Consider the following 25,222-nt stretch of genomic DNA (forward strand, 5'->3'; position numbering starts at 1 on the left):
AGCCGATATCCGGATCTTCGACAGCGAGCCGGCGCGCGCCGAAAAGCTGGCGGCCCTGCTCGCCCCGCGCGGCGGTGCCCGCGTTGTCGCCAGCGTCGAGGAGGCGCTCGATGGTGCGACCGGCCTCGTCAACGGCACGCCGGTCGGCATGCTGCCGAACCGGGACACGCCGGTGCCGGCGGGACTGCTCCGGGCCAATCTGTGGGTCGCCGACGCCGTCTATTCGCCGCTGATCACGCCGCTGCTTGCCGCAGCGCGAGAGAAAAGCGCCCGGATCATGACCGGCCGCGAGCTCGCGATCTACCAGGCCGCCGACGCCTTCGAACTGTTCACCGGCCTTGCCCCATCCACCGAGATCATGGGAGAGGCTTTCGACGCCGTGATGGCTGCGCGCAGCGCAGCCTATCAGGCAGCTTGAGGCGAAGCGGCCGGCACAAGGCCGCTTGCAAGATTTGAAACGGGAGGAGAGGACGATGAAATCAACGCTATTGGTGGGCGCGCTGCTCACCGCCATGACCGCAACGAGCGCCCTTGCCCAGGCGATCAAGCTCGCCAACGTCGCCGAGCTCTCGGGCGGCGGCGCCACCGTCGGCACCAATTGGAAGAACGGCATCGACCTCGCGATCGAGGAGATCAACGCCAAGGGCGGCGTGCTCGGCCGCAAGCTGGAGGTCACCCACGCCGACTCGCAGTCCAACCCGGGCGTCGCGCGCGCCCAGGTGCAGAAGGCACTCGACGCCGAGCCCTATGTGCTGCTCGGGCCCGGCTATTCCGGCTCCGTGAAGGTCACCGCGCCGCTCGCGGCCGAAGCCGGCATCGCGCAGATCATGGGCGGCGAGGCCGCCGAGCTGACGCAGACCGGAAACAAATTCCTGTTCCGCACCTCCTTCGGCCAGCAATCCTCGATGCCGAAAGTCGCCAAGTACATCCACGACGAGATGAAGGCGAAGACGGTTGCGGTGGTCTGGGTCAATAACGATTTCGGCCGCGGCGGGCGCGACGTCGTGGTCAAGGAGCTCGACCGGCTCGGCTCCAAGGTGGTCGCCGACCTCTCGACCGAAGCTGGCCAGGCTGATTTCGCCGCCGACGTCGGCAAGATCAAGGCTGCCAATCCCGACGCCGTGTTCGTCTATCTGAACGAAGAAGAGAGCGCGCGCATCCTCAAGGAGCTGAAGCGCCAGGGCGTCACCGCGCCGCTGATGGGCGAGACCACGCTGATCGGCCAGAAGGTGATCGAGCTCGCGGGCGATGCCGCAAACGGCGCCCGCGGCCATGTCGGCCTCACCACGGATGCGCCGGTCGACCTGATCAAGGCGTTCCGCGAGAAGTTCTCCAAGAAGTACAATTACGTCCCTGACCACAACGGCCTGAAGGGCTATCTCGCGGTCTACATGGTGAAGGCCACCACCGAGAAGATGGGCAAGGTCGATCCGAAGAAGTTCGCCGACACGCTGCACGGCCTCACCATCAAGGCCGCGGACGAGCCGGGCATCCTGATGGACGTCACCTTCAGCGAGACCGGCGACATCGACCGCCAGAGCTTCCTGGTCGAGGTGGTCGAAGGCAAGCAGGTCGTGAAGCAGGTGCTGCCGAAAGTGAAGTGATCTTCGCCTCTCCCCGCGTGCGGGGAGAGGTTGTCGACCATGCATTTTGATAGAGCGGAGCGAGCGCCGCTTCCTTCGAGACGACCGCTTTCAGCGGTCTCCTCAGGATGAGGCTGCTGCGGAGCGCGTGGTCCCGCAACCGCGTACTCCGCCCTCATCCTGAGGGCCCTCCGCAGGCGGGCGTCTCGAATGACGTGCCGCGACGAAGCTGTCGCAAGCCGTTGGTCGCAGCGGGCTGGGAGAGGAGTCGAAAGAGGTTTACCATGTCCAATCTGTTCGATCTTCTGGTCGCGGGACTTGCCACCGGCGCGATCTATGCGCTGGTCGCGGTCGGCTTCACGTTGCTGTGGCAGACTTCGCAGACCATCAATTTCGCGCAAGGCGAGTTCGTGATGCTGCCGGCGTTCCTGATGCTGGCGGCGATGCATGTCGGCGCGCCGTTCTGGCTCGCGATCATTCTCGGCATCCTCCTGTCGATGATCCTGCTCGGCCTCGCCTTCAAGCTGCTGCTGGTGGATCCGATGATGCGCCACGGCGTGCTGCCGCTCGCGATCGCGACGATGGCGCTGGCGATCGGCATCAAGGAATCCGTCAAGCAATTCTTCAGCGCCGAGGCCCAGCCCTTTCCATCGATCGTGCCGACCGGCGACGTCTCCATTCTCGGCCATGCGGTGTCGCTGCAAAGCATCGGCGTGCTCGTCGTCGCCATCCTCGCCGTGGTCGGCCTGACCACGCTGCTCAACCGCACCTCGCTCGGCCACCAGATGCAGGCCGCCGCGCAGAACCCGACGGTGGCGCGCATCATCGGCGTGCCGGTCGAGCGCATGATCATGCTGACCTTCCTGATCAACGCCTTCCTGGTCGCGCTGGCTTCGCTTTTGATCACGCCGATCTACCTCGCGAAGTTCTCGTCCGGCGAGGTGCTCGGCCAGGCCGCCTTCATCGCCGCGATCGTCGGCGGCTTCAACCAGGTGCGTGGCGCGATCGCCGGCGGCCTCCTGATCGGCGTGCTCGACAATCTCGCCGCCGCCTATGTCTCGACGCAGTATCGCGCCGCCGTGCCGATGCTGTTCCTGATCGCCGTCATCCTGTTCCGGCCGCAGGGCTTGCTCGGCCGCGCCGAGGAGCGCACCGTATGAGCGGCTTCGCCAGACCCCTGAAGATCGCGCTCGGTCTTGCTGTCATCGCCGCGCTGATCATCGTCCCCATGAACTTCAACCGCTATGGCCTGTTCATCCTGAGCCAATGGGCGGTGATGAGCATCGCGGCGATGGGGCTCAACCTCACGCTCGGCTATGCCGGCCAGGTTTCGCTGGCGCAAGGCGCGTTCGTCGGCATCGGAGCTTATGCCTCCGCAATCATGACCACGCATGGCTGGCCGCTGCCGGCAGCGATTCTGGTCGCGATCGTCCTGAGCTTTGCGATCGGCTGGGTGCTCGGCTATCCCGCGCTGCGCGTGCAGCACCACTATCTCGCCTTCGTCACGCTCGCGTTCTCCACGCTCGCCTTCCTGGTGTTCCGCAACGAGAGTTGGCTCACCGGCGGCATCTACGGCATCTCCAACATTCCGCGCCCCCACGTCTTCGGGTTCGCGACCAACAGACCGCTGCCGTTCTACTATGTCTGCCTCGGCTCGCTCGCGATCGTCTCGCTGGCGGTGTGGTGGCTGATCCGTTCGCCCTGGGGCCGCGCCTTCATGGCGCTGCGCGAGAATCCCTTGCGCGCGCAGTCCCTCGGCGTCGACACCCGTCGCTACACGTTGATGGCGTTTGCGATCGGCTCCGCGCTCGGCGGCGTCGCCGGTGCGCTCTACGCGCCGCTGACACAATATATCGACCCTGTTCCCTTCAACCTCTCGCTCTCGCTCGACCTGCTGATGATGGTGATCGTCGGCGGCGCCGGCTTCTATTTCGGCCCATTCCTGGGCGCGATGATCGCGGTGCTGCTGCCGGAATGGCTGCGCTTCACCGACGGCTATTATCTGATGCTCTATGCGGTCGCCGTGATGCTGCTCCTGATCTGGTCGCCGACCGGCATTCTGGGAATCCTCGACCGTTACCTCGCGGAGCGCCGCACCAAGGCGGCCTCCGCGCTGCGCGCCGTCGCTAAATCCCGCCTGGAGACGGCACAATGAGCGCGGTCCTCGAGGTCACCGACATCAAGAAGAATTTCGGCGGCATCAGCGCCGTCGACGGCGTCTCCTTCGACGTCCGCGAGGGCGAGATCCTCGGCCTGATCGGTCCGAATGGCTGCGGCAAGTCCACCCTGTTCAACTGCATCCTCGGCCAGCTCACCCCCAGTGGCGGCGAGGTCAAGCTCGACGGCAGGCTGGTCACGGGATTGCGCCCCGCCGAACTCAACAAGCTCGGAGTCAGCCGCACCTTCCAGCTGCTGCAGGTGTTCCCAAAACTCTCGGTGCGCGAGAACTTGATCCTCGCCGGACAGGAGCACCAGGGCAACATGGCCTCGCGCCTCGTCGGCCGCTCCGATGCGGGGCTGACCGAGGCCGCCAACCAGATGATCGGCTTCTTCAAGCTCGACCATCTCGCCGACGAGCCGGCCGGCGGCCTCTCCTACGGCCAGCAGAAGCTGCTCGACGCCGCCATGGCCTTCATGGGCGGTCCGCGCCTCGTGCTGCTCGACGAGCCCGCGGGCGGCGTCAATCCGTCGATGCTGGCCGACCTCAAGGACCGCCTGGTCGCGATCAACCGCGAGAAGAACGCGACCTTCGTAGTCATCGAGCACAATATGGAATTCGTGATGTCGCTGTGCTCGCGCGTGATGGTCATGGCGGAGGGCAAGGTGCTGGCAATGGGACGGCCTGACGAGGTCCGCAAGAACCCCGCCGTGATCGAAGCCTATCTCGGACATTAGGAGCGAGTGATGAGCGATCCGATCCTCTCGGTCCACAATCTCGTCGGCGGCTACGGCAAGATGACGATCCTGAACGGGACGAATTTCGCTGTGCCGCAGGCGACCATCACCACCATCATCGGCCCGAACGGCGCCGGCAAGTCCACGGTGTTCAAGGCGATCTTCGGCCTCTTGAAGCTGCGCGAGGGCAAGATCAGCTTCGCGGGCCGCGATGTCACCAACTTCAGCCAACGCGCGTTGCTCAATGCCGGCATCTGCTACGTACCGCAGGGCCGCAACATCTTTCCCGAGCTGTCGGTGCGCCACAATATCGAGCTCGGCGGCGTCGCCGCCGGCAAGGGCCTCGACCTGCCCAGGCGGATCGAAGCCGCGCTGGATCTGTTCCCGGCACTGCGGCGCAAGTCGACGCAACAGGCCTCTACGCTCTCGGGCGGCGAGCAGAAACAGCTCGAGATTGCGCGCTCGCTGCTGCTCGAACCCAAGCTGGTTCTCATCGACGAGCCCTCGATCGGGCTGTCGCCGCTGATGGTGCAGCAGACCTTCGACATCCTCAAGAGCCTGCGCAACCGCGGCGTTACGATCCTGATGATCGAGCAGAACGCACGCTCGGCGCTGGAGATCTCCGACATCGGCATCGTGCTCGAGCTCGGCCAGACCCGCATGGTCGACGACGCCAAGCGCATCCTGAACGATCCCCGCATCGGGCAGCTGTTCCTGGGCGGCGCCATGGAGGAGAGCGCGGCATGAACAAGCGTTCGATCGCCACCGTCTCCCTCTCGGGCGCGCTCGACGAAAAGCTCCGCGCCATCGCCGCCGCCGGCTTCGACCAGGTCGAGATATTCGAGAACGATTTGCTGTCGTTCGGCGCGGGCCCGCGCGACATCGCAAGGCTCTGCAAGGATCTCAGTCTCGAAATCTGCGCATTCCAGCCGTTTCGCGATTTCGAGGGCATGCCCGAGCCGCAGCGTGCACGCAATTTTGCCCGCGCGGAGCGGAAGTTCGACCTGATGCAGGAGCTTGGCACGGATCTGTTGCTGATCTGCTCCAACGTTTCGCCCGCCTCGCTCGGCGGGATCGACCGCGCCGCCGACGATTTTCGCGAGCTCGGCGAGCGCGCCGCGAAGCGTGGCTTGCGCGTCGGCTACGAGGCGCTGGCCTGGGGCCGCCATGTCAACGACTACCGCGATGCCTGGGAGATCGTGCGGCGCGCCGACCATCCCGCGATCGGAATCATCCTCGACAGTTTTCACGCGCTGGCGCCTAGCTTTCCGACCCGCGCCATGGCCTCGATCCCCGCCGACAAGATCTTCCTGGTCCAGCTTGCTGACGCGCCGAAGCTGGAGCTCGACATCCTGTCGTGGAGCCGGCACTTCCGCTCCTTCCCCGGCCAGGGCGATCTGCCGGTCGGCGAGTTCATGGCGGCGATCGCGGCGACCGGCTATGCCGGGCCGCTGTCGCTGGAGATCTTCAACGACCAGTTCCGCGCCGGCTCGGCCGCGCAGACCGCGGTGGACGGCCTGCGCTCGCTGATCCTGCTGGAGGACCAGCTTGCGCCGGATTGGCCCAAGCTCGTCCGCGAACCGCTGGCCCCAAGGGCCGGAAGCCACGGGACCGGCTTCGTCGAGTTCGCGGTCAACGAGACCAAGGCCGGCGAGCTCGCCCGCCTGTTCGCGCAGCTCGGTTTCCGCAGGAGCGGCAAGCACCGCAGCAAGGCGGTGGAGCGCTGGTCGCAAGGCAAGGTCGAGCTCGTCATCAATTGCGAGAGCGGCGGCTTTGCCCATTCGCATTACGTGACGCACGGCCCGGGCGTCTGCGCGATCGCGCTCGACGTCGACAATGCAGGCCTTGCCATGCAGCGGGCCGAGGCGCTGAAGGCCCGCACCTTCTACCAGCCGGTCGGGCCGGGCGAGCTGGAGATCCCCGCGATCCACGGCGTCGGCGGCAGCCTGCTCTATTTCCTGGATCAGGCAGGCAAAAACTGGGACACCGATTTCGAACCTGTTGCGAGCGACGCCAGCGGCGATGCGCTGCTCGCGGTCGATCACATCGCGCAGTCGATGCCCTATGACGAGATGCTGTCCTGGCTGTTGTTCTACACCGGCATTCTCGACCTGACGCGGCTACCGCAGATGGAGATCGCCGACCCCAGAGGCCTCGTGCAGAGCCAGGCCGTCGTCAACGGCGACCAGAGCCTGCGCTTCGTGCTCAACGGCTCCTCTGCCAACCGCACTTTGCCGTCGCGCTTCATCTCCGAGTTCTTCGGCTCGGGCGTCCAGCACGTCGCGTTCGCGTGCCGGGACATCTTTGCAGCGGTCGGGCAGATGCGCCAGCGCGGTGCGGATTTCCTGGATATCCCTGGCAATTACTACGACGACATCGAAGCCAAATACGACCTCGCGCCCGAGCTGATGGCGCAGCTGCGCGCCAACCACATCCTCTACGACCGCGAGGGCGACGGCGAATTCTTCCAGGTCTACACCCACATCTTCGACGAGCGCTTCTTCTTCGAGATCGTCGAGCGGAGGAACTATCAGGGTTTTGGCGCGGCCAATGCCGGCATCAGGCTCGCCGCGCAAGCCCGCGAGGTGCGCCCCGCCAGTGTGCCGCGGGTGTAGGGACCTCTCTCTCCGCGTCGTCATTGCGAGGAGCCCTTGCGACGAAGCAATCCAGAGTCTTTGCGCGGAGGGATTCTGGATTGCTTCGCTTCGCTCGCAATGACGATGTGGCGAGCGGTTGCGAACCCAACTTCTCTCGTCCCGCGGAGAGTCCCCGTCACCTCAACCCTCTCCCCGCAAGCGCGCTTGCGGGGAGAGGAGGAGGTTCAGCTCACTTCATCTTGCATTTCTCGTGGAAACGATCCTGGTCGTTCTCCACGATGGTGGCGACGGTCTTCAGCGCGAGCTGGCCTTCGGAATCCTTGACCACGTCCTGGAGATAGAAGCTCTGCACCGGGATGTGGTTCTTGCCGAACTTGAACGCACCGCGCAGCGACTTGAAGTTGGCCTTTTCCATCTCGGCCCGCATCGCGTCCTTCTTGCTGGTGTCGCCCTTCACCGCGACCACCGCGCTGTTGATGAGCTGGGCCGCGTCATAGGACTGCGCGCCGTAATAGGTTGGACGCAGGCCAGTGTACTTCTTGCGGTAGTCGGCGACGAAGCGCTTGTTCTGCTCGTTGGGGAGGTCGTTGACCCATTCCTGCGCGCCGGGCACCCCTAACGCGTTCTCCTTCTGGAGCGGCAGCGACAGCTCGTCGATGGTGAAGGCGGTGTAGAGCGGCATCGTGCTCTTCAGGCCGGCCTGGGCGTATTGATTGAGGAACTGCACCCCGGCAGCTCCCGGATAGAACACGAAGATCGACTCGGCTCCGGAGGCGCGCGCCTTGGAGAGCTCGGCCGAGAAGTCGAGCTGGCTCGGCCAGACCGTGTACTCCTCGCCCTTCACCTCGCCCTTGAAGGTGCTCTTCAGGCCCGCGAGCATATCCTTGCCGGCCGCGTAGTTCGGGCCGATCAGGAACACGCTCTTGACGCCCTTCTGGTTCATGTAGAGGCCCATCGCCTGCGGCGTCTGGTCGTTCTGCCAGGAGGTCGAGAACACGTAAGGCGAGCACAGCTCGCCCGCGAGCTGCGAGGGACCGGCATTGGCCGAGATCAGGAAGGTCTGCGAGTCCACCGCGGTCTTCAGCGAGGCCAGCAGCACGTTCGACCAGATGTAGCCGACGATGAAATCGACCTTGTCGGACTGCACCAGCTTCTCGGTCTTCTGCTTGCCGACGTCGGGCTTCTGCCCGTCGTCCTCGTAGATCACCTCGACCGGCTTGCCGTCCATCTTGCGGCCGAGATGATCGAGCGCGAGCTCGAAGGAGTTGCGCATGTCGTTGCCGATCACGGCGGTCGGACCGCTGAAGGTCGAAACGAAGCCGATCTTGATAGTGTCGCCGGCGGATGCCGGGCCTGCCAGCACCAGCGCCGCTGCGCCCGCCAGCCAGAATGCCGTCCTCATAACCACTCCCCTCCTTATTATTGGTCCCGGAAAACGGGGTGATTGCCGCCCCGGGCCTCTCTATTGAACGCAAAATCTATCGCGCCGCCAATGGCTCAGCGACCGTGCCTGCACCATATTTCGCCCCAATCGGCGATGGCAAGAAATATAATTCTACTTACTTCGACCAAGGCTGCGGCGCTTTTTCGCGCTGGATCGATATGTCCCGCCTATGCGCCCATTGGTGACGGCTATTGGACCGCGGCCCCTAATCCGCACTTAAATGAGCAGGCACAGCAGCGAGATTCGAGAGCGCACCATGACCGCTAAACCACACCGCGTCGTCATCGTCGGGGCCGGCTTTGGCGGCCTGGAGACGGCCTATAGGCTCGCGGGCGCACCGGTCGAGATCACGCTGATCGACCGCCGCAACCACCATCTGTTCCAGCCGCTGCTCTACCAGGTCGCGACCGCTTCGCTCGCGACCAGCGAGATCGCCTGGCCGATCCGCCATCTGATGCGCGACCGGCGCGAGGTGACGACGCTGTTTGCGACCGTGAGCGGCGTCGATGCCGACAGGCGCTGCGTGCTGATCGACGACGGCAGCGAGGTGCCCTACGACACCCTCGTGCTCGCCACCGGCGCGCGGCACGCCTATTTCGGCCATGACGAATGGGAGGCATGGGCGCCGGGCCTGAAGACGCTGGAGGACGCGACCACGCTCCGCCGTCACATCCTGGTGGCGTTCGAGCGCGCCGAGCGCGAGACGGATCCCGCGCGGCGCGCGGCGCGGCTGACTTTCGTCATCGTCGGTGCCGGTCCAACCGGCGTCGAGCTCGCCGGCACCATCGCCGAGATGGCGCATCACACCCTGCCCGCCGACTTCCGCAACATCGACACGACGAAGGCGCGCGTGGTGCTGATCGAAGCAGGCCCGCGCGTGCTCGCGGGTTTCGCCGATGATCTCTCCGCTTACGCGCAGGCTTCGCTGGAAAAGATCGGCGTCGAGGTCGTACTCGGGCAGGCCGTGACCGAGATCAATCGCGAGGGCGTGGTGTTCGGCGGCAAGCTGCTCGAGGCAAAGACACGGATCTGGGCCGCCGGCGTGCGCGCCTCGCCCGCTGCGGAATGGCTGGGCGCGCCAAGTGATCGCGCCGGGCGCGTGCAGGTCGAGGCCGACCTGACGATTCCCGGCCATCCCGAGATCTTTGCGATCGGCGATACCGTCAGCATCAATGCCTGGGACGGCAAGCCCGTGCCCGGCATCGCACCAGCGGCGAAACAACAGGGCCGCCACGTCGCCGAGACCATCAAGGCGCGGCTCCGTGGACAGACCAAGGGCGCATTCCGCTACAAGCACGCCGGCAGCCTCGCGCAGATCGGCAAGCGGCTCGCGGTGATCGATTTCGGCAAGGTCAAGCTGCGCGGCACCATCGCGTGGTGGATCTGGGGCATCGCCCACATCTACTTCCTGATCGGCCTCCGCCACCGCCTCAGCGTTGCCTTGAGCTGGCTCTGGATCTACGCGCGGGATCAGCGCGCGGCGAGGTTGATCACACAGGGATCAAGCAAGGTGGTGTGACGATGCTATCGTGTCCCAAACGCGGCGCGGCATGCAATGACGCGACGCAGAGCCGGGCCCCAGAAGTTCTGGGCCCCGGCTCTGCAGCGCAGCGCTCCGCGCCGCACTGCGTCCGGGGCACGAGCCCCTACTTCACCAGTTCGCACCCACCTTCCGCGAGCGGACGAAATGCCTGGTCCGCGGGGATCGTCGAGACCAGCTTGTAATAGTCGTACGGATATTTCGACTCGTCCGGCTTCTTCACCTCGAACAGGTACATCGGGTGGATGACGCGGCCGTCCTGGCGGATGGCAGTGTCGCCGAACAGCTTGTCCTTGCCCTTGAACTTCTTCATCTCGGGCACGACGTTCTTGGCGTTGTCGCTGCCGGTGGCGGCGACAGCGTTGAGATAAGCGAGCGTGGAGGCATAGACGCCCGCCTGGTTGCCGCTCGGCATCTTGCCGTTCATGCCGGGACGCGCGGCGAAGCGTTTCGCGAACGCGCGAGTGTCCTCGTTCATGTCCCAGTAGAAGGCTTCCATGAGCTGAAGGCCCTGAGCGACCTTGATGCCCATGCCGTGAACGTCGTTGATGAAGAGCAGGAAGGCGACGAGCTTCTGGCCGCTCTGCTGAATGCCGAACTCAGCGGCCTGCTTCACCGCGTTGATGGTGTCGCCACCGGCATTGGCAAGGCCGATCACCTGCGCCTTCGAGCTCTGCGCCTGCAGCAGGAAGGACGCGAAATCGGAGGTGCCGAGCGGATGCTTGGACGAGCCCAGCACCTTGCCGCCATGTCCCTCGATGTATTTCTGCGCCTCCGCCTCGATACCCTTGCCGAGCGCGTAGTCGACCGTCAGGAAATACCAATCCTTGCCGCCGCGCGACATCATCGCGGCCGCCGTGGTGTTGCCGGTGGCCCAGGCGTCGTTGACCCATTGGATGGTGTTGGGCGAGCAGGCCTTGCCGGTGAGATCCGAGCTCGCGGTCGACGACGCCAGGAAGGTCATGCGGCTGTCGCGCAGCAGTGAATTGATGGAGAGGCCGACGGCCGAGTTCGGCACATCCACGATGGCATCGACTCCCTCGACATCGAGCCATTTGCGCGCGATCGCATTACCGACATCGGCCTTGTTCTGGTGGTCGGCATAAACGATCTCGACCTTGATGCCCTTGCCGCCGCCGTTGAAATCCTCCGCCGCCATGCGCGCGGCCTCGACCGAGCCCATGCCGTTGGTGTCCTGGAAGATGCCGGAGATGTCGTTGAGCACGCCGACGCGCACGACGTTGTCGGATATCTGGGCGCTCGCCGCGCTGGTCATCAGGCTCGCAGCCAGTGCGAGCGTCCACTTCAGTTGCTTCATCATTCCCTCCCCTGTTGGATGTGTTGCCACGCCGATCGTTGCCGGTGCAGTTCGGACGTCACTAGCCGCTTTAGACTTTTCGCTTCAGACTTGCCGCTCCGGTAATCGCAACACGAGCCCGTCGAGCGCAGGCGTGAGGTGGATCTGGCAGGATAGCCGGCTGTTCGGCAGCCGCTCGCTTGCAGTGCCGTCGAGCAGCGCATCCTCGTCGTCGGCGATGTCGGGCAGGCGTGCGAGCCAGGCGTCGTCGACATAGACGTGACAGGTCGCACACATGGCGTTGCCGCCGCATTCGGCGAGAATGCCGTCGAGGCCGTGGCGCGTTGCGGCCTGCATGGCGCTCTCGCCGTCGATGGCCTCGACGCGGTCGGACTTGCCGCCCGGATGGATGAACGTAATGGCAGGCATGAAACTCCTCGTCAGGCCGGGGTGATGGTGACAGGCAGGCTATCGAGCCCGCGCAGCGTGTTGTTGAAGCGGCGCTTCGGCTCGCCCGTGATCTCGATCTTCGCAATGCGCCGCGCCAGCGCCGTCAGCATCACCTCGCCTTCGAGACGGGCGACGAGCTGGCCAACGCACATGTGAATGCCGGAGCCGAAGCCGACATGGCCGGAGGTGCGGCGGCTGATGTCGTAGTTGTCGGGCTTGTCCCAGCGGCGGGGATCGCGATTGGCGGCAGCGAGGAACATCAGCACCTTTTCGCCCTCACCTATTCTGGCACCTGAAAGCTCGACCTCCCGTGTCGTGGTGCGGAAGAAGGTCTGTACCGGGCTTTCGAAGCGCACGGCTTCCTCGAAGGCGCCGCGCGCGAGCGAAAGATCGTCGCGCAGGCGCTGCCATTGATCCGGAAAGCGCGCGAGGCAGTACACCGCGGCGCCGATACCGTTGACGGTGGTGTCGAGGCCGGCGGACAGCAGCGACCGCACCAGCAACGGCGCTTCGGTAGCTGTGATGGCTCCCTCGTCGACTTGCGCATGGATGCAGGCGCCGAAGCCGCCGGGCGCAAGATTTTCGCGCTGGCACTGCTCGGCGACATAGGCCTGGTGCGGCGCCGAGCGCTCGATCGCCTCCTGGCGCAACTGGTTGGGCGGACCGAACGCGTTGAACACCACGCTCGCATAGGGAATCAAATGCTCGCGCCCCTCCGGCTTCAGCCCAAGCGCATCCGGAAAGATCGAGAGCGGATAGGCTTCGGCAAGATCAGTGATCGCATCGAAGCTGCGCGTCTCCAGCAGCGCATCGACCCGCGCCTCGGCTGCGGCGGCGAAGCGGTCACGAACCTGCTTCATCACGGTCGGCGACAGCACTTTCGACAGCACGGCCCGGGTGCGAGTGTGCGCGGGGGGATCGGCTTCGAGGATGAGGCTCGGCGGCCGCCACGGTGTCTCCTTCTTGAAGTCGGAGAGGCCGACGCCGCGGCTGGAGCAGAAGGTCGCGGGATCGTTCAGCACGGCGTGGACCTCGGCATATCGCGCCACGCCGTAAACATTCCATTTGTCGAGATAGACCACCGGCCCGGCCTCCCGCAGCAGCCCGTGCGTGGGATAGGGGTCGGCAAAAAAGCTCATCGCGAAGGGATCGACGTCGAGATGCGGGACGGACGCGACACCGGTTGATTCGGGGGAGCCGGATGCGGTCATGGGAGACCTCTTTCATTTTGATCTTGTGAAAGGGCGGCGCATGCCCTTAGCTCACGGAGCCCGCCGCGAGCCAGAAGCCCGACATGCCCGTGCCTTCGACCAGATCCCGTCCTAAAGCTGCGCCCGCTGACACGGGACCGACGCTCGACCTTGATCGTTACGTCCCGGCGTTCGTCACCTTCATCGCCAACAAGCTCTCGAACAGCGCGACCGCGTTCTATCAGCGTGAGTTCGGCGTCAACGTCACGGAATGGCGGATCATGTCGCTGCTCGCGATCGAACCCGGCATTCCCGCCTCGCGCATCTGCCAGGTCATCGGCTTCGACAAGGGACCGGTGAGCCGGACGCTCGCCGGGCTCGAGAAGCGCGGGCTGGTCGCGATCCGCACCGATCCGAACGATGGCCGCACCCATTCGATCTCGCTCACCGCGAAGGGCCGCACCACCCATGACAAGGTGATCGCCGCCGCGCTCGAGCGCGAGCGGCGCCTGTTGTCCTGCCTCAGCAAGGACGAGCGCGAGGTGCTGATCGACCTGCTGCGCCGGCTGCACGAAAATCTCGGCGCGGTGACCGGCAGCACCGAGACCTGACGGACCGCGCGCGGCGCGCCACCCCCCGTCATTCCCAGTCATGCGCCGGTTTTTGCCGGCGGCACCCCTTCTGCCGTGCATTGCTTCCTCCAGAAAAGAACGCAGCGGTTCGCCCGCCGTCATCTCTGTCTGGAACGGTTCGCACAAATTAGTTGCTTAGGCAACAAAAGAATCGGCAAGATAATGCGGCAGGATTGTTGGCCCAATCCAGTTCCATCCTCATGTCCCGGACGCGGCGCGGCATGAAATGACGCGACGCAGAGCCGGGATCCAGCGGCGACGAGCACAATGAGAGATAGGCCCCGGCTCTGCAGCACATCACTGCGTGCTGCGCTGCGTCCGGGGCACGAGAGCCGTTAGGGCGCCACGGTTACAACCCGATCCACTCACCCGACGCATCATCATTCAACCGCCCCATCGCATCGGCGCGGCGCGTCAGCACGGCGCGCTGGTTGATGTAGCCCTTGTCGGTGATCTCGCCGCCGTCGACGGAGGCCGGCTCCGCCAGCAGCAGCGCGCGTGTGGCGTGGCCGGAGGAATTGCCACTCTGCTGCTTGAGCTTCACCAGACCCTGTGCGATCGCCGACCTGACCTTGTCATGCGCCAGCACCTCGCTCACAGCTGCCGCCTCCGGCAAACCGGCATGAGCGCGGCAAGCGGCGATATTCGGGAACACCAGGAAGCGGACCTCGTCGCCACCATGACCGGCGACGACGATGTCTTGCGCGAGCGGCGCCAGCGCAGCGATGCCGGCGACACGCAACGTGCCGACGCTGACCCAGGTGCCGGAATTGAGCTTGAAGTCCTCCGCGACGCGGCCATCGAAGAACAGGCCGCGCTCCGGCCTGTCCGGATCGGCAAGCTTCACGGCGTCACCGATGAGATAGAAACCCTCTTCGTCGAACGCTTGCCTGGTCAGCTCCGGCGCCTTCCAGTAGCCCGGCGTGACGTTGGGCCCACGCACGCGCACCTCCAGCTTGTCGCCGGAGGGGACGAGCTTGAGCTCCGTGCCGGGAATCGGCACGCCGATATTGCCCGAGCGTTCCGCGAGAAAGTGGCAATCGGTCGCGAGCGGGGACGTCTCGGTCGAGCCCCAAGCCGAGACCATCGGTAGCGGCCGGCCGACGGTCTCGATGGACAGCTGCTCCAGCGCATCCCAGAGATTTTGCGGCAATGCCGCACCGGCATAGAAGGCGAACTTCACCTCGCCGAAGAAGCGGCGGCGCAGTTCCTCATCGCCGCGCAGCGCCGCGATCAGCATGTCGAAGCCGCGCGGTACGTTGAAATAGACCGTCGGCATCACGCTTTTCAGGTTGGCGAGCGAGGTCGCGAACAGGCCGGGAGCAGGCTTGCCGCCGTCGATATAGAGCGAGCCGCCGTTGCGCAGCACGAGGTTGAAATTGTGGTTGGCGCCGAAGGTGTGGCTCCAGGGCAGCCAATCCAGGATCACGAGATTGCCGCGGCCCGGCGCGAGAAACGTCCAGGTCTGCGCCTTGGCTTGTTGACTGGACGTCAGCATGCGCTGGGTGTTGATGACCGCCTTCGGCGTGCCGGTCGAGCCCGAGGTGAACAGGAATTTCGCGATTGTGTCCGGTGTTATCGCGGCGAAGGCCTTTGCGACGTCAGGCGTCTCTGGCGTTGCCGCAAGGGTGCGGAAGGCAAGCGCATCGGCGTCGTCGTCATGGCCGCTGACGATCTGCGCATTGTGCAGCGGCTTGATCGCGGCCAGCGCCGAGGCGAAAGGTTTGATCGCGGAAACATAGATCGCGCCCGGTTCGAGCAGCGAAATCATGCTCTTCAGCTTGTCGAAATCTTTCGACATCAGCGAATAGGCCGGCGAGATCGCAGCCGAGGGCACGCCGACATGCTGCGCGGCGAGCGCGAGCAGCGCGTGATCGATGCTGTTGTCGGAGAGGATCGCGAGCGGGCGCGTGGCGCTGAGGCCCTGCGCGAGGATCCAGGAGGCCGCCCCACGCACCTGCCGCAGCGCCTGCGCATAGGTGACGGTGGTCCACGGCGCTTCGGCAGCACCGCGCTCGGCGAGAAAGATTGCATCAGGCGTTTCCCGCGCCCATTGCTCAAGCCAGTCGCCGATGCAGCGTGCACTCTCGCCGAGCGGCTCGGGTGAGCGCAGCACGATGCTGCCGTCGGCGCGGTGCTCCGCGATGGTCCTCGGCGTTGCGAACAGGCCTGCAACGTCACCGCGTGACGCGGGTGTCATGGTTTCCTCCTCGCCCGGAATCCGGATCGGCCGCAGCCTCGTTTCGGGCTGCTTCGGCCATAATGTTGGGCATGACAATTGTTGTCGTCAACAACAATCTTTTGTCCGACCCGCCAAGGCGCTAAGGTCGCGCCAAGGGAGACACGATGTGACAAGCAGCGCAGCCCAGCCGTCCCCACGCAAGCGCGCCGTCAACGGGAAGGCACCGCGGAATGACACCGACGAGGTCGGCCTCGACGCGCTGGTCGGGCACGCCGGCTATGCGGTGCGCCGCTTCCAGATCTGGATCTTCCAGGATTTCATCAAGACGCTCGCCGAGGTCGAAATCCGGCCGACGCAATATTCGGTGCTGACGGTGATCGGCGCCAATCCCGGCCTGTCGCAGATGGCGGTGGCCAAGCGCCTCGGCATCGAACGCGCCCGGCTGGTGCATCTGCTCGACAGCCTCGAGCAGCGCAAATATGTCAAGCGGATCAAGTCGAAGACCGACCGGCGCTCACACGCGCTGCACCTCACGGCGCAAGGTGAGACGGCGCTCGCCAGGTTCAAGCATCTCGCCGCCGAGCACGAGCGGAATGTCGAGGCCAGGATCGGCCGGGAGAACCGGCAGCACCTGCTCCGGATCCTCGCCGACTTCACTTGATACGTCCTGCTTATAATTTAGGCAGCTACCTGAGACGAGCCCTTGAGCTCGGTGTTAGCGGCTTCACCAAGCCACTGATTCCGCGAAGATATTGTGATCACCCAACGAATCTCACAACTGTACACAATGGCACATCGCTTGCTTCAATTCCGGTGAGGACATGAGGCCGGAGTTTTGTCGCCATGGGGGCTGAGCAGCCTGAAACGATCGCCGCGATTGTGGCCGCGCATCGCGCGGGCACGCTGACGCCAGCGCAGACGGTCGCGCGGACCTATCAGCGCATCCGCGATCGCAACGATCCCGCCATCTTCATCAGCCTGCGCGACGAGACGGATGCGATCGCGGAGGCCGAGAGGCTTGCGACGCGTGCGGATGCCGCGAGCCTGCCGCTCTATGGCGTCCCGGTCGCGGTGAAGGACAATATCGACGCGCTGGGCTTTCCGACCACTGCGGCCTGCCCGGCCTTCTCCTACACACCGACGCGCGATGCCACCGCCGTGGCGCGCCTGCGCGCCGCCGGCGCCATCATCATCGGCAAGACCAATCTCGACCAGTTCGCGACCGGCCTCGTTGGCGTGCGCTCGCCTTACGGCATTCCCAGGAATTCGATCCGCGACGATCTCATTCCCGGCGGCTCGAGCTCGGGCTCTGCGGTCGCTGTCGGCGCAGGGCTGGTACCGCTCGCGCTCGGCACCGACACCGCCGGCAGCGGCCGCGTGCCGGCCATGCTCAACAACATCGTCGGGCTGAAGCCGAGCCTCGGCATGATCTCGACCACAGGCCTCGTGCCGGCGTGCCGCACGCTCGACTGCATCTCAGTGTTTGCCTTGACGATCGATGACGCCTCGCTTGCGCTGTCGGTAATGGCAGGCCCCGACGAGGCCGATCCGTTCTCGCGCGAGCGGCCGCTTCAGCCGATCACGCTGTTCCCCCAGAACTTGCGCCTCGGCGTGCCCAGGAGCGGACAGCTGATCTTCTTCGGCGACAAGAAGGCGGAAGCCGCCTATGCCGATGCGCTGAAGCGCTGGGCGGCGCTTGGCGCCACACTGGTCGAATTCGACCTCGAGCCGTTCTACGAGACGGCGCGGCTGCTCTATGAAGGGCCGTGGGTGGCCGAGCGATATCTCGTGATCAAGGATCTGCTCGCGTCCGCACCTGAAGCGATCCATCCAGTGACGCGCGAGATCACGGCGGCCGGCGCGCGGCTGACCGCTCCAGACACCTTCTCGGCGCTTTATCGTCTGCAGGGCCTGCGCAAGATCGCCGAGCGGACCTTTACCGATATCGACGCGCTGGTGCTGCCGACGGCGCCGACCGCCTATACGACCGCGCAGGTGCTGGCCAATCCGATCGAGCTCAACAGCCGGCTCGGCACCTACACCAATTTCGTCAACCTGCTCGACCTCTGCGGTCTTGCGGTGCCGGCGTCGATGCGCGCGGACGGCATTCCGTTCGGCATCACGCTGCTCGCGCCCGCAGGACACGACGCGTTGCTCGCCAGCATCGGCCGCGTGTTCCATGCCGATACGAAGCTGAGCCTTGGCGCCAAGGGCGCGGAGCAGGCACCGCTCGCGCCGCTTCCCGCAAGCAGCAGTGACGAGATCCCGATTGCAGTGGTCGGCGCGCATCTGTCGGGCATGGTGCTGAACCGCGAATTGACGGCACTGAACGGAAGCCTGATCGAGGCGACGAGAACCGCGCCGGACTACAAGCTCTATGCGCTCAACACCACGCCGCCGAAGCCGGGCATGCTGCGCGTCGAAACCGGCAAGGGCGCCGCCATCGAACTGGAGATCTGGTCGCTGTCGCCGTCGGCCTTCGGCCAATTCGTCAACGCGATCCCCGCGCCGATGGCGATTGGAACGGTGCGGCTTGCGGATGGCCGCAGCGTGAAGGGGTTTCTGGTCGAGCCGGAAGTGCTGGGCGAAGCGCGTGATATCACGGCGTATGGCGGCTGGCGGAAGTATGTGGCGGAAGCTGCCAAGGCGTAAGGTGCCGTAGGGTGGGCAAAGCGTAGCGTGCCCACCACTTCCAACATCGCTTGCGGATGGACGGTGGGCACAGCGCTTCGCGCCTTTGCCCACCCTACGGCACTGCGCGCAGTGCCCTACACCGACACCGCGTAGATCTCGTACTCCCCGCGCACCAGCTCGATATGCGCGCGCATCGCGGCTGCCGCGCCCTGCTTGTCGCCGCGCATGATGGCGACGACGACGCGGTCATGCTCGGCTTGAGACTTGGCGAGACGGCCGAGATTGCGGAACTGGGCGCGGCGGAACGGCTGCACGCGAACGCGTGTCGCCAGCGTGATCTCGGCGATGTAGCCGTTCTGCGATCCGGCATAGATCGCGTTGTGGAAGCGCTCGTTGACCTCGTGAAAACGCTCGGGATTGCCGGCGTAGCTCAGCACCCGCAGCTCCTCGTGGATGGCCTCTAAACCATGCCGCTCCGCGGCCGACATCCGCTCGGCCGCAAGGCCGGCGCACATCGCCTCGAGCTCGGCCATCGCCTCGAACATGCTGGTGAGCCGCTCGATCGAGGGCTGTGCCACCACCGCGCCGCGATGGGCGCGCGCCTCGACGAGACCGCTGGCGACCAGCTGGCGCAGCGCCTCGCGCACCGGCGTGCGGGAGACGCTGAAGCGACGCGCGATGTCGGTCTCATCCAGCGCCGCACCGGGCGCCAGGGTTCCGCGCACGATTTCGTCGGCGAGGTGAAGCCGCAGCTCCTCGGCGCGCGTGACCTTGTGAAGGCTGGGTCGCGCTCGGTCGACCCGTGGCACCACCGGCTCGGCCGGCAGCGTCCCGGGCGGAAGATCGTCAAGCGTCATGCGGTCAGGTCTCTTTCGACTCGTCGATGATGCTGACATGGGCGGCGACGACGCGCCAGCCCTCCGGGAAGCGTATCCAGGTCTGCATCTGCCGGCCGACCTTGCCCGGCGCGGTGTCGCGATAGAACAGGGTGGAGGCCACGGCCGTATCGCGGCCGTAGCTCGATATCACGGTCTTCGCCGTGCGGCGGTTCAGCCCGACCGGCGAGCGGCCGGCGCGGAAGCCCGAAATCGCCTCATAGCCATAGAGGTTCTCGCCGATGCCGTAGCGTATCGTGCGGGGGTCGTTGCGGAAGAGCTCGCCGAGCACGGCGACGTCGTTGCTGACGAGGGCCTGCTCATAGCGGTCGAACGCGGCTTTGACTTCCGCGATCACGTCGGGGAGATCGATCTCCATCTCACAATCCTCTTGGGCCGGGCGCGGCAACGACGCCCATCTGTTCCAATGCATAGGCGACGCGCAGCGCGATGTCCTCGCGCCAGGGCGCGGCGATGATCTGCACGCCGATCGGCAGCGGCTCCAGCGGCACCGGCACCGCCACCACCGGCAGACCGACGAACGAGATCGGCTGGGTGTGGATGCCGATATTGGCGCGCACCGGCAGCTCGACGCCGTCAAGCGTGAAATTCACCTGGCCGAGCTTCGGCGCAGTGCAGGGCGTTGCCGGCGCGATCAGCACGTCGACCGACCTGAAGATCTCGGCGAGCTGGGCGCGATACCAGCGGCGGAATTTCTGGGCGCGGTCGACCAGCGGCGCCGGCACCATGGCGCCCGCGATCAGCCGGTCGCGCACCGCTGGATCGAAATCGTTCGGGCGTTTGCGCAGCCGATCGAGATGCAGCGAAGCGCCTTCCGTCGTGGTGATGACGTAAGCCGCGGCGCGTGCGCGCGAGGCCTCGGGCACGTCGACAACCTTCGTTGCGCCGAGCGCTTTGGCGACACGACTTACCGCCTCGACAGCTTCCGGAAACACGTTCTTCTGGAAGTAGCCCCCGGCAATGGCGATGCGCACATCCGAAACCGGATTGGCGAGCAGCGGCAGCGTCGGCTCCAGCCCGCGCGTCGTGCAAGCGCCGTCGTCGGCATCCGGCCCCTGCATCGCGTCATAGGCGAGCGCGAGGTCGGTGACGGAGCGCGCCAGCGGACCGAGATGATCGAGGCTCGCCACGAACGGAAACGAGCGCGCCCGCGACAGCCGGCCGTAGGTCGGCTTCAGGCCGAAGATGCCGCAGAAGGAGGACGGCACGCGGATCGATCCGTTGGTGTCCGAGCCCAGCGCGATCGGCACCAGCGCGCCGCCGACGGCACTGCCCGAACCGCCGGAGGAGCCGCCGGTCATCCGCGTGGTGTCGTGCGGATTGCGCGAGGGACCGTCATGGACGTTCTCGCCGGTGAAGTCGTAGGCGTATTCGCCCATGTTGAGCGCGCCGACCAGCACGGCGCCGGCGGCCTCCATTTTCTCGATCAGCGTGGCGTCACGCTTGGCGGGTGCGAGATCGCGGTTGATCTTGGAGCCGGCACGCGTGGAGAGGCCCGCTACGTCGAACAGGTTCTTCACGGCGAAGGGCACACCGGCGAGCGGGCCGACGTCCTTTCCCGCCGCGATGTCGGCATCGATCGCCCGCGCTTTCGCGCGGGCACGATCGGCGGTGACGTCGGTGAAGGAATTGAGGACGCTATCATGCTGCTCGATGCGCGCGAGCGCGGCTTCGGTGGCGTCGAGCGCGGACATCTTGCGGTTTGCGACCGCTTTCGCGATCTCGGCAGCATTCATCTCTGGCTTGGCGGTCATGGCAGCATCAGACCGTGAAGATCGGCGCCGGCTCGGTCTCGTCCGGCAGCGGAAATTCGTCGACGAGGCGGGCGAGCCGCAGCGAGACCTCGAGGTTGGCGCGCACCGCGGGCCTCCAGGCGTCCTCGACCGGCAGCGCCAGGGCTTTCGATACGGCGTCGATATAGTCGTCCAGAGGTTCGGCCATCACGCTCTCAAGCTGATCTCAGTGCAATCTTAGTGTGTCTGCAGCGGCGGATGCGGGATCGCCGTCAGCAGTTCCTTGGTGTAATCGTCCTTGGGATCGCTGAGCACCTGCTCGGAAGAGCCCTCCTCGACGATCCGTCCGGTCCGCATCACAATGACACGATCGCACAACAAGCGCACCACATTCAAATCATGCGAGACGAACAGATAGCTCATACCTAGCCGCTGCTTGAGATCCTGCAGCAGGTTGAGCACCACGGCCTGCACCGAGACGTCCAGCGCGGCGGTCGGCTCGTCCAGGATGACGAGCTTTGGATGCAGTGCGATGGCGCGGGCGATGCCGACGCGAGCCTTCTGGCCGCCGGACAACTGATGCGGGAAGCGGTCGAGCAGATTGTGCGGCAGGCCGACCATGGTGGCCAGTTCTTCACAGCGGGCGCGCAGCGCGTCGCGGCCCTTGATGTCATCGAGCTGCAGAATCGGATCGGCGATGGCGCGCGCGGCGGTGAAGCGCGGGTTGAGGCTGTCCGTGGGATCCTGGAACACCATCTGGATACGGCTGCGCTGCGGCAGCCGGGCGAACGACGCAGGCGCGATGCCGGAGATGTCCTCGCCGTCGAACTGGATCAGGCCCGAGGTCTGGTCAAGCAGGCGCATCACCATCATCGACGTCGTCGATTTGCCGCATCCGGACTCCCCGACGAGGCCGACGCTCTCGCCATGGCCGATCGAGAAGCTGATGCCGTCGACGGCGCGGAACACATCCGGCTCCACGGGCGGCTTGCGGCCGAACAGTTTTCCGAGCACGGCGGTGGCGCCCTGACGGGGATATTCCTTCACGAGCTTGTCGACGAGGAGGAGAGGCTTTGATGTGCCGTCCCCCCCGGGCTTGACCCGGGGGTCCGTCGATCGAGAGGAGTCTTGCGAGGCGTGATGGATGGCCGGGTCAAGCCCGGCCATGGCGGCTGAGGGCTGCGCGGCGCCTTCCTCTTCCGGCAGCAGATCCCGCAAGTTCACGCCGAGCCGCGGCGTCGCGCGCATCAGCTTTTTTGTATAGGGGTGCTGCGGGTTCGCGAAAATGTCGGCGGCGTTGGCGGTCTCGACCACGCGGCCCTTCTCCATCACGACGACGCGGTCGCAATAGGCGGCGGCGAGGCCGAGGTCATGCGTGATCAGGATCGTCGACATCGCGCGGCGCTTGGTCAGCTCGACGATCAGATCCATCACTGCCTTCTGCGTGGTGACGTCGAGGCCGGTGGTCGGCTCGTCCGCGATCAGGAGCTGCGGATTGCAGGCGAGCGCGAGCGCGATGACGACGCGCTGGCACATGCCGCCGGACAATTCGAACGGATAGGCGTGGTAGCGCTCGCGCGGACGAGCGATCTTGACCTGCTCCAGCGCCTCGATCGCCTTCTCGCCGTGATCTTTGACCTGGGCCTGCTGCACATGGGTGCGCAGCACGTCCTCGATCTGGTCGCCCACTTTCCGGATCGGGTTGAGCGCGGCGCGCGGGTTCTGGAAGATCATCGAGACCTCGCGGCCGCGCAGGTCGCGCATCTGGTCCTCGGTCGCGGCCTTGACGTCGATGCCGGAGAATATCACCGAGCCCTCGGCGATCTTGCCGGCGCGATCGAGGATGCGCATCACCGCATAGGATGTCACCGACTTGCCGGAACCGGACTCGCCGACGATGGCCAGCGTCTCGCCCTTGGCGACGGAGATGTTGACGTGCTGCACCGCCTTGACGACGCCGCGGCGGGTGGTGAATTCGACCGTGAGATCCCGGACGTCGAGCAGGGGCTGGGCGGTCATGCGGGCCTTCCGGCATTCGCGAGGTCGAAAACAACCCCATGCACAGTAGAGATGGCCCTGAAATTACTGACGAATTTTTGAAGGATCTTTGCAAGCGAGGGAGGCAGCGCCTTCTCACACCCGAAATGCTGGAGTTCGAACCCGACCACCATCACGTCCTCCGCTGGGGATCGACGATGTCGCGCAGGCCGTCGCCGAGGAGGTTGAAGCAGAACACGGCGATCATCAGAGCAAGGCCCGGGAAGAGCGCGATCCACCATTCGCCCGAGACCATGAAGCCGGCGCCCTCGGCAACCATGATGCCCCATTCGGCGGTCGGAGGACGGACCCCGAGGCCGATGAAGGAGAGGCCGGCGGCGTTGAGGATGGCGTAGCCCATGGTCAGCGACATCTGCACGACCATGATCGGCATGATGTTCGGCAAAATGTGCACCAGAAGGATGCGGAATTCGCCGTTGCCCGACAGGCGCGCGGCCTGCACGAAGCCGGCATTGCGGCGGACATTGGCCTCGGCACGTGCGACGCGGGCATAGAGCGGAAAATTCACGATGGCGGTGGCCAGGATGATGTTCTGCACGGTGTTGCCGAGGGCGGCGACGATGCCCATGGCGAGCACGAACAGCGGGAAGGCCATGATGGTGTCGGCGATGCGCCCGACGATGCGGTCGGTCCAGCCGCCGAAATAGCCCGCGGCGATGCCGGCAAGGCCGCCCATCAGGAACACCAGTGCGACCGAGGCGATCGCGATGAAGAAATCCAGCCGCGTTGCGACGATGACGCGACTGAAGATGTCGCGGCCCAACTGGTCGGTGCCAAACCAGTGCGCCGCCGACGGCGGCTTCAGGGTTGCAGCGGTGTCGGACGCGAGCGGATCGTAGGGCACCACGTAGGGACCAAAGATCGCCGCGAACACGATGATCAGGAGCAGCGCGAAGGCAAAGCCCGTGACCTTGTTCTCGCTGAGGACGTAGCGGGTCTGTTCAAGGATCGCGACGAGACCTGAGGTCCGCGCGGGACCGACAGGTTCAACGGCAGGCGCAACGGAGCTCATTTGATCCCCCTAGCCTTCAAGTCTGACGCGCGGATCGATCACGCCGTAGAGGATGTCGATCACGAGGTTGAGCAGTACGTACATCACCGCCATGGTCAGCACGAAGCCTTGCACCGGTGCGAAGTCCGACGAGATCAGCGCCTCGACCGCATAGGAGCCGATGCCGGGCCAGGCGAACACCTTCTCCACCAGCACGTTGGCGCCCAGCAGGAACGAGAACACCATGCTGAGCGTGGTGATGACCGGCAGCATGGCATTGCGGAAGGCGTAGGTGACGATCACGGTCGACGGCGACAGACCGCTGGCCCGGGCCGTTCGCACGAACTCCGATCCGAGCACCGCCAGCATCGAGGCGCGCGTCATGCGTGCGATCGGCGCCAGCGAGAAGATCGCGAGGGTCGTCGCCGGCAAAATAAGCTGGCTCAGCGCCGAGCGGAACGCCTCGACGTCGCGCGCGAGCAGGGTGTCGATCAGATAGAAGCCGGTCACTGTCGGCGGCGCGCTGTAGAACACGTCGAGGCGGCCAAGCGGCGCCGGCGACCAGCCGAGGCGGAAATAGAATACGTAGACCAGCACGAGGCCGGTGAAGAACACGGGCAGCGACACGCCGGCCGTGGTCGTGACGCGGCAGAGATGGTCGATCCATGATCCCGGCCGCGTCGCTGCGAGCACGCCCAGCGGAATGGCGATGACGATCGAGACGAAGAGACCGAGCAGCGTCAGCTCGGCGGAGGCCGGCAGGCGATTGCGGATCTCGGTCGCGACCGGCTGTCCCGTCGTAAGCGAGTTGCCAAAGTCGCCATGGGCGAGATCGTTGGTGTAGCGGAAGAACTGCTCGATCAGCGGCCTGTCGAGCCCGAGCTTCTTGCGGATCTGCTCGACGGCTTCTTTCGTTGCGGCGGGCCCGGCGAAATAGGCAGCGGGATCACCGGGCAGCGCCCGCGTCAGCAGGAAGGTGACGATGACGACGCCGATCAGCGAGGGAATCGCGAACATCAGGCGCTTGCCGATCATTGCTAACACGCGGCGAACTCCTCGTTCCGCTGCTCTCGCGCGAATAGTGAATAGCGAGTGGCAGT

General features: G+C 65.5%; 22 protein-coding genes and 1 pseudogene. 11 read left to right on the plus strand and 12 right to left on the minus strand.

The annotated features are described in order from the left end of the window. The 7 genes and pseudogenes from SE91_RS33735 to SE91_RS33765 form a co-directional block, all read left to right on the plus strand. Positions 1-418, plus strand: a pseudogene (locus SE91_RS33735) (shikimate dehydrogenase); the annotation flags it as partial. Between the two features lie 55 nt (positions 419-473). After that, entirely contained in the window at positions 474-1,604 is a 1,131-nt protein-coding gene (locus tag SE91_RS33740) for an ABC transporter substrate-binding protein (protein ID WP_061850703.1), read from the plus strand. Between the two features lie 263 nt (positions 1,605-1,867). Beyond that, entirely contained in the window at positions 1,868-2,743 is an 876-nt protein-coding gene (locus SE91_RS33745) for a branched-chain amino acid ABC transporter permease (protein ID WP_061850704.1), read from the plus strand. After that, the gene (locus tag SE91_RS33750; RefSeq protein ID WP_061850705.1) at positions 2,740-3,738 is read left to right on the plus strand and encodes a branched-chain amino acid ABC transporter permease; all 999 of its coding nucleotides are present in this window, start codon (positions 2,740-2,742) and stop codon (positions 3,736-3,738) included. The genes SE91_RS33745 and SE91_RS33750 overlap by 4 nt, the downstream gene beginning before the upstream one ends. After that, complete coding sequence (locus SE91_RS33755; RefSeq protein WP_061850706.1) at positions 3,735-4,478, plus strand: ABC transporter ATP-binding protein; 744 nt, start codon at positions 3,735-3,737, stop codon at positions 4,476-4,478. The genes SE91_RS33750 and SE91_RS33755 overlap by 4 nt, the downstream gene beginning before the upstream one ends. A gap of 9 nt (positions 4,479-4,487) precedes the next feature. Then, positions 4,488-5,225 (plus strand): ABC transporter ATP-binding protein, encoded by a 738-nt coding sequence (locus SE91_RS33760; RefSeq protein WP_061850707.1) that lies wholly within the window; start codon positions 4,488-4,490, stop codon positions 5,223-5,225. After that, complete coding sequence (locus SE91_RS33765; RefSeq protein ID WP_061850708.1) at positions 5,222-7,093, plus strand: bifunctional sugar phosphate isomerase/epimerase/4-hydroxyphenylpyruvate dioxygenase family protein; 1,872 nt, start codon at positions 5,222-5,224, stop codon at positions 7,091-7,093. The genes SE91_RS33760 and SE91_RS33765 overlap by 4 nt, the downstream gene beginning before the upstream one ends. Before the next feature lie 211 nt (positions 7,094-7,304). Here the strand turns inward: SE91_RS33765 and SE91_RS33770 are convergent, their stop codons facing one another. Continuing rightward, positions 7,305-8,477 (minus strand): ABC transporter substrate-binding protein, encoded by a 1,173-nt coding sequence (locus tag SE91_RS33770; RefSeq protein ID WP_060737335.1) that lies wholly within the window; start codon positions 8,475-8,477, stop codon positions 7,305-7,307. A 298-nt stretch (positions 8,478-8,775) separates the two neighbouring features. Here SE91_RS33770 and SE91_RS33775 point away from each other — a divergent pair, with 298 nt between their 5' ends. Beyond that, a complete protein-coding gene (locus tag SE91_RS33775; RefSeq protein WP_061850709.1) occupies positions 8,776-10,038 on the plus strand; it encodes an NAD(P)/FAD-dependent oxidoreductase in 1,263 nt (420 codons plus the stop codon). A 127-nt stretch (positions 10,039-10,165) separates the two neighbouring features. Here the strand turns inward: SE91_RS33775 and SE91_RS33780 are convergent, their stop codons facing one another. The 3 genes from SE91_RS33780 to SE91_RS33790 form a co-directional block, all read right to left on the minus strand. Beyond that, complete coding sequence (locus SE91_RS33780) at positions 10,166-11,377, minus strand: ABC transporter substrate-binding protein (protein WP_061851454.1); 1,212 nt, start codon at positions 11,375-11,377, stop codon at positions 10,166-10,168. Positions 11,378-11,461: 84 nt separating this feature from the next. Next, positions 11,462-11,785: a 2Fe-2S iron-sulfur cluster-binding protein gene (locus SE91_RS33785; protein WP_061850710.1), complete on the minus strand. Its 324-nt coding sequence runs from the start codon at positions 11,783-11,785 to the stop codon at positions 11,462-11,464. An 11-nt stretch (positions 11,786-11,796) separates the two neighbouring features. Further along, positions 11,797-13,017: a cytochrome P450 gene (locus SE91_RS33790; RefSeq protein ID WP_061850711.1), complete on the minus strand. Its 1,221-nt coding sequence runs from the start codon at positions 13,015-13,017 to the stop codon at positions 11,797-11,799. Between the two features lie 83 nt (positions 13,018-13,100). On the opposite strand from SE91_RS33790, the gene SE91_RS33795 reads away from it, so the two are divergent. Then, positions 13,101-13,607: a MarR family winged helix-turn-helix transcriptional regulator gene (locus SE91_RS33795; protein ID WP_008540868.1), complete on the plus strand. Its 507-nt coding sequence runs from the start codon at positions 13,101-13,103 to the stop codon at positions 13,605-13,607. Between the two features lie 370 nt (positions 13,608-13,977). Here the strand turns inward: SE91_RS33795 and SE91_RS33800 are convergent, their stop codons facing one another. Further along, complete coding sequence (locus SE91_RS33800) at positions 13,978-15,828, minus strand: feruloyl-CoA synthase (protein WP_061850712.1); 1,851 nt, start codon at positions 15,826-15,828, stop codon at positions 13,978-13,980. Positions 15,829-15,976: 148 nt separating this feature from the next. On the opposite strand from SE91_RS33800, the gene SE91_RS33805 reads away from it, so the two are divergent. After that, positions 15,977-16,471, plus strand: a complete 495-nt coding sequence (locus tag SE91_RS33805; RefSeq protein WP_061850713.1) for a MarR family winged helix-turn-helix transcriptional regulator — start codon at positions 15,977-15,979, stop codon at positions 16,469-16,471. A gap of 182 nt (positions 16,472-16,653) precedes the next feature. Continuing rightward, complete coding sequence (gene atzF / locus SE91_RS33810) at positions 16,654-18,462, plus strand: allophanate hydrolase (protein ID WP_061850714.1); 1,809 nt, start codon at positions 16,654-16,656, stop codon at positions 18,460-18,462. A gap of 116 nt (positions 18,463-18,578) precedes the next feature. Here atzF and SE91_RS33815 read toward each other — a convergent pair whose 3' ends face one another. The 7 genes from SE91_RS33815 to SE91_RS33845 all read right to left on the minus strand — a co-directional run bounded on the left by SE91_RS33815 (position 18,579) and on the right by SE91_RS33845 (position 25,166). Next, positions 18,579-19,301, minus strand: coding sequence for a GntR family transcriptional regulator (locus SE91_RS33815; protein ID WP_061850715.1), 723 nt, complete (start codon positions 19,299-19,301; stop codon positions 18,579-18,581). Between the two features lie 4 nt (positions 19,302-19,305). Continuing rightward, entirely contained in the window at positions 19,306-19,698 is a 393-nt protein-coding gene (gene hpxZ / locus SE91_RS33820) for an oxalurate catabolism protein HpxZ (RefSeq protein ID WP_061850716.1), read from the minus strand. Between the two features lies 1 nt (position 19,699). Continuing rightward, positions 19,700-21,094 (minus strand): AtzE family amidohydrolase, encoded by a 1,395-nt coding sequence (locus tag SE91_RS33825; protein WP_061850717.1) that lies wholly within the window; start codon positions 21,092-21,094, stop codon positions 19,700-19,702. Positions 21,095-21,101: 7 nt separating this feature from the next. Next, positions 21,102-21,281, minus strand: a complete 180-nt coding sequence (locus SE91_RS33830) for a DUF4089 domain-containing protein (RefSeq protein ID WP_008540837.1) — start codon at positions 21,279-21,281, stop codon at positions 21,102-21,104. Positions 21,282-21,310: 29 nt separating this feature from the next. Next, positions 21,311-23,092 (minus strand): dipeptide ABC transporter ATP-binding protein, encoded by a 1,782-nt coding sequence (locus SE91_RS33835; RefSeq protein WP_061850718.1) that lies wholly within the window; start codon positions 23,090-23,092, stop codon positions 21,311-21,313. A 151-nt stretch (positions 23,093-23,243) separates the two neighbouring features. Then, positions 23,244-24,143, minus strand: coding sequence for an ABC transporter permease (locus SE91_RS33840; RefSeq protein ID WP_061850719.1), 900 nt, complete (start codon positions 24,141-24,143; stop codon positions 23,244-23,246). Positions 24,144-24,152: 9 nt separating this feature from the next. Beyond that, positions 24,153-25,166, minus strand: a complete 1,014-nt coding sequence (locus SE91_RS33845) for an ABC transporter permease (protein WP_061850720.1) — start codon at positions 25,164-25,166, stop codon at positions 24,153-24,155. Positions 25,167-25,222 lie beyond the last annotated feature (56 nt).

This window comes from Bradyrhizobium sp. DOA1 (assembly GCF_001593325.1).
Taxonomy (GTDB): Bacteria; Pseudomonadota; Alphaproteobacteria; order Rhizobiales; family Xanthobacteraceae; genus Bradyrhizobium.

What these genes read in the sequence shown, in the direction of transcription:
- SE91_RS33795 (WP_008540868.1), top strand. Translation starts at nt 13,101, where the DNA reads ATGCCCGTGCCTTCGACCAGATCCCGTCCTAAAGCTGCGCCCGCTGAC.
- SE91_RS33780 (WP_061851454.1), bottom strand. Translation starts at nt 11,377, where the DNA reads ATGAAGCAACTGAAGTGGACGCTCGCACTGGCTGCGAGCCTGATGACC.
- SE91_RS33830 (WP_008540837.1), bottom strand. Translation starts at nt 21,281, where the DNA reads ATGGCCGAACCTCTGGACGACTATATCGACGCCGTATCGAAAGCCCTG.
- hpxZ (WP_061850716.1), bottom strand. Translation starts at nt 19,698, where the DNA reads ATGGAGATCGATCTCCCCGACGTGATCGCGGAAGTCAAAGCCGCGTTC.
- SE91_RS33750 (WP_061850705.1), top strand. Translation starts at nt 2,740, where the DNA reads ATGAGCGGCTTCGCCAGACCCCTGAAGATCGCGCTCGGTCTTGCTGTC.
- SE91_RS33835 (WP_061850718.1), bottom strand. Translation starts at nt 23,092, where the DNA reads ATGACCGCCCAGCCCCTGCTCGACGTCCGGGATCTCACGGTCGAATTC.
- SE91_RS33770 (WP_060737335.1), bottom strand. Translation starts at nt 8,477, where the DNA reads ATGAGGACGGCATTCTGGCTGGCGGGCGCAGCGGCGCTGGTGCTGGCA.
- SE91_RS33840 (WP_061850719.1), bottom strand. Translation starts at nt 24,143, where the DNA reads ATGAGCTCCGTTGCGCCTGCCGTTGAACCTGTCGGTCCCGCGCGGACC.
- SE91_RS33785 (WP_061850710.1), bottom strand. Translation starts at nt 11,785, where the DNA reads ATGCCTGCCATTACGTTCATCCATCCGGGCGGCAAGTCCGACCGCGTC.
- SE91_RS33790 (WP_061850711.1), bottom strand. Translation starts at nt 13,017, where the DNA reads ATGACCGCATCCGGCTCCCCCGAATCAACCGGTGTCGCGTCCGTCCCG.
- SE91_RS33775 (WP_061850709.1), top strand. Translation starts at nt 8,776, where the DNA reads ATGACCGCTAAACCACACCGCGTCGTCATCGTCGGGGCCGGCTTTGGC.
- SE91_RS33755 (WP_061850706.1), top strand. Translation starts at nt 3,735, where the DNA reads ATGAGCGCGGTCCTCGAGGTCACCGACATCAAGAAGAATTTCGGCGGC.
- SE91_RS33825 (WP_061850717.1), bottom strand. Translation starts at nt 21,094, where the DNA reads ATGACCGCCAAGCCAGAGATGAATGCTGCCGAGATCGCGAAAGCGGTC.
- SE91_RS33765 (WP_061850708.1), top strand. Translation starts at nt 5,222, where the DNA reads ATGAACAAGCGTTCGATCGCCACCGTCTCCCTCTCGGGCGCGCTCGAC.
- SE91_RS33740 (WP_061850703.1), top strand. Translation starts at nt 474, where the DNA reads ATGAAATCAACGCTATTGGTGGGCGCGCTGCTCACCGCCATGACCGCA.
- atzF (WP_061850714.1), top strand. Translation starts at nt 16,654, where the DNA reads ATGGGGGCTGAGCAGCCTGAAACGATCGCCGCGATTGTGGCCGCGCAT.
- SE91_RS33800 (WP_061850712.1), bottom strand. Translation starts at nt 15,828, where the DNA reads ATGACACCCGCGTCACGCGGTGACGTTGCAGGCCTGTTCGCAACGCCG.
- SE91_RS33745 (WP_061850704.1), top strand. Translation starts at nt 1,868, where the DNA reads ATGTCCAATCTGTTCGATCTTCTGGTCGCGGGACTTGCCACCGGCGCG.
- SE91_RS33760 (WP_061850707.1), top strand. Translation starts at nt 4,488, where the DNA reads ATGAGCGATCCGATCCTCTCGGTCCACAATCTCGTCGGCGGCTACGGC.
- SE91_RS33815 (WP_061850715.1), bottom strand. Translation starts at nt 19,301, where the DNA reads ATGACGCTTGACGATCTTCCGCCCGGGACGCTGCCGGCCGAGCCGGTG.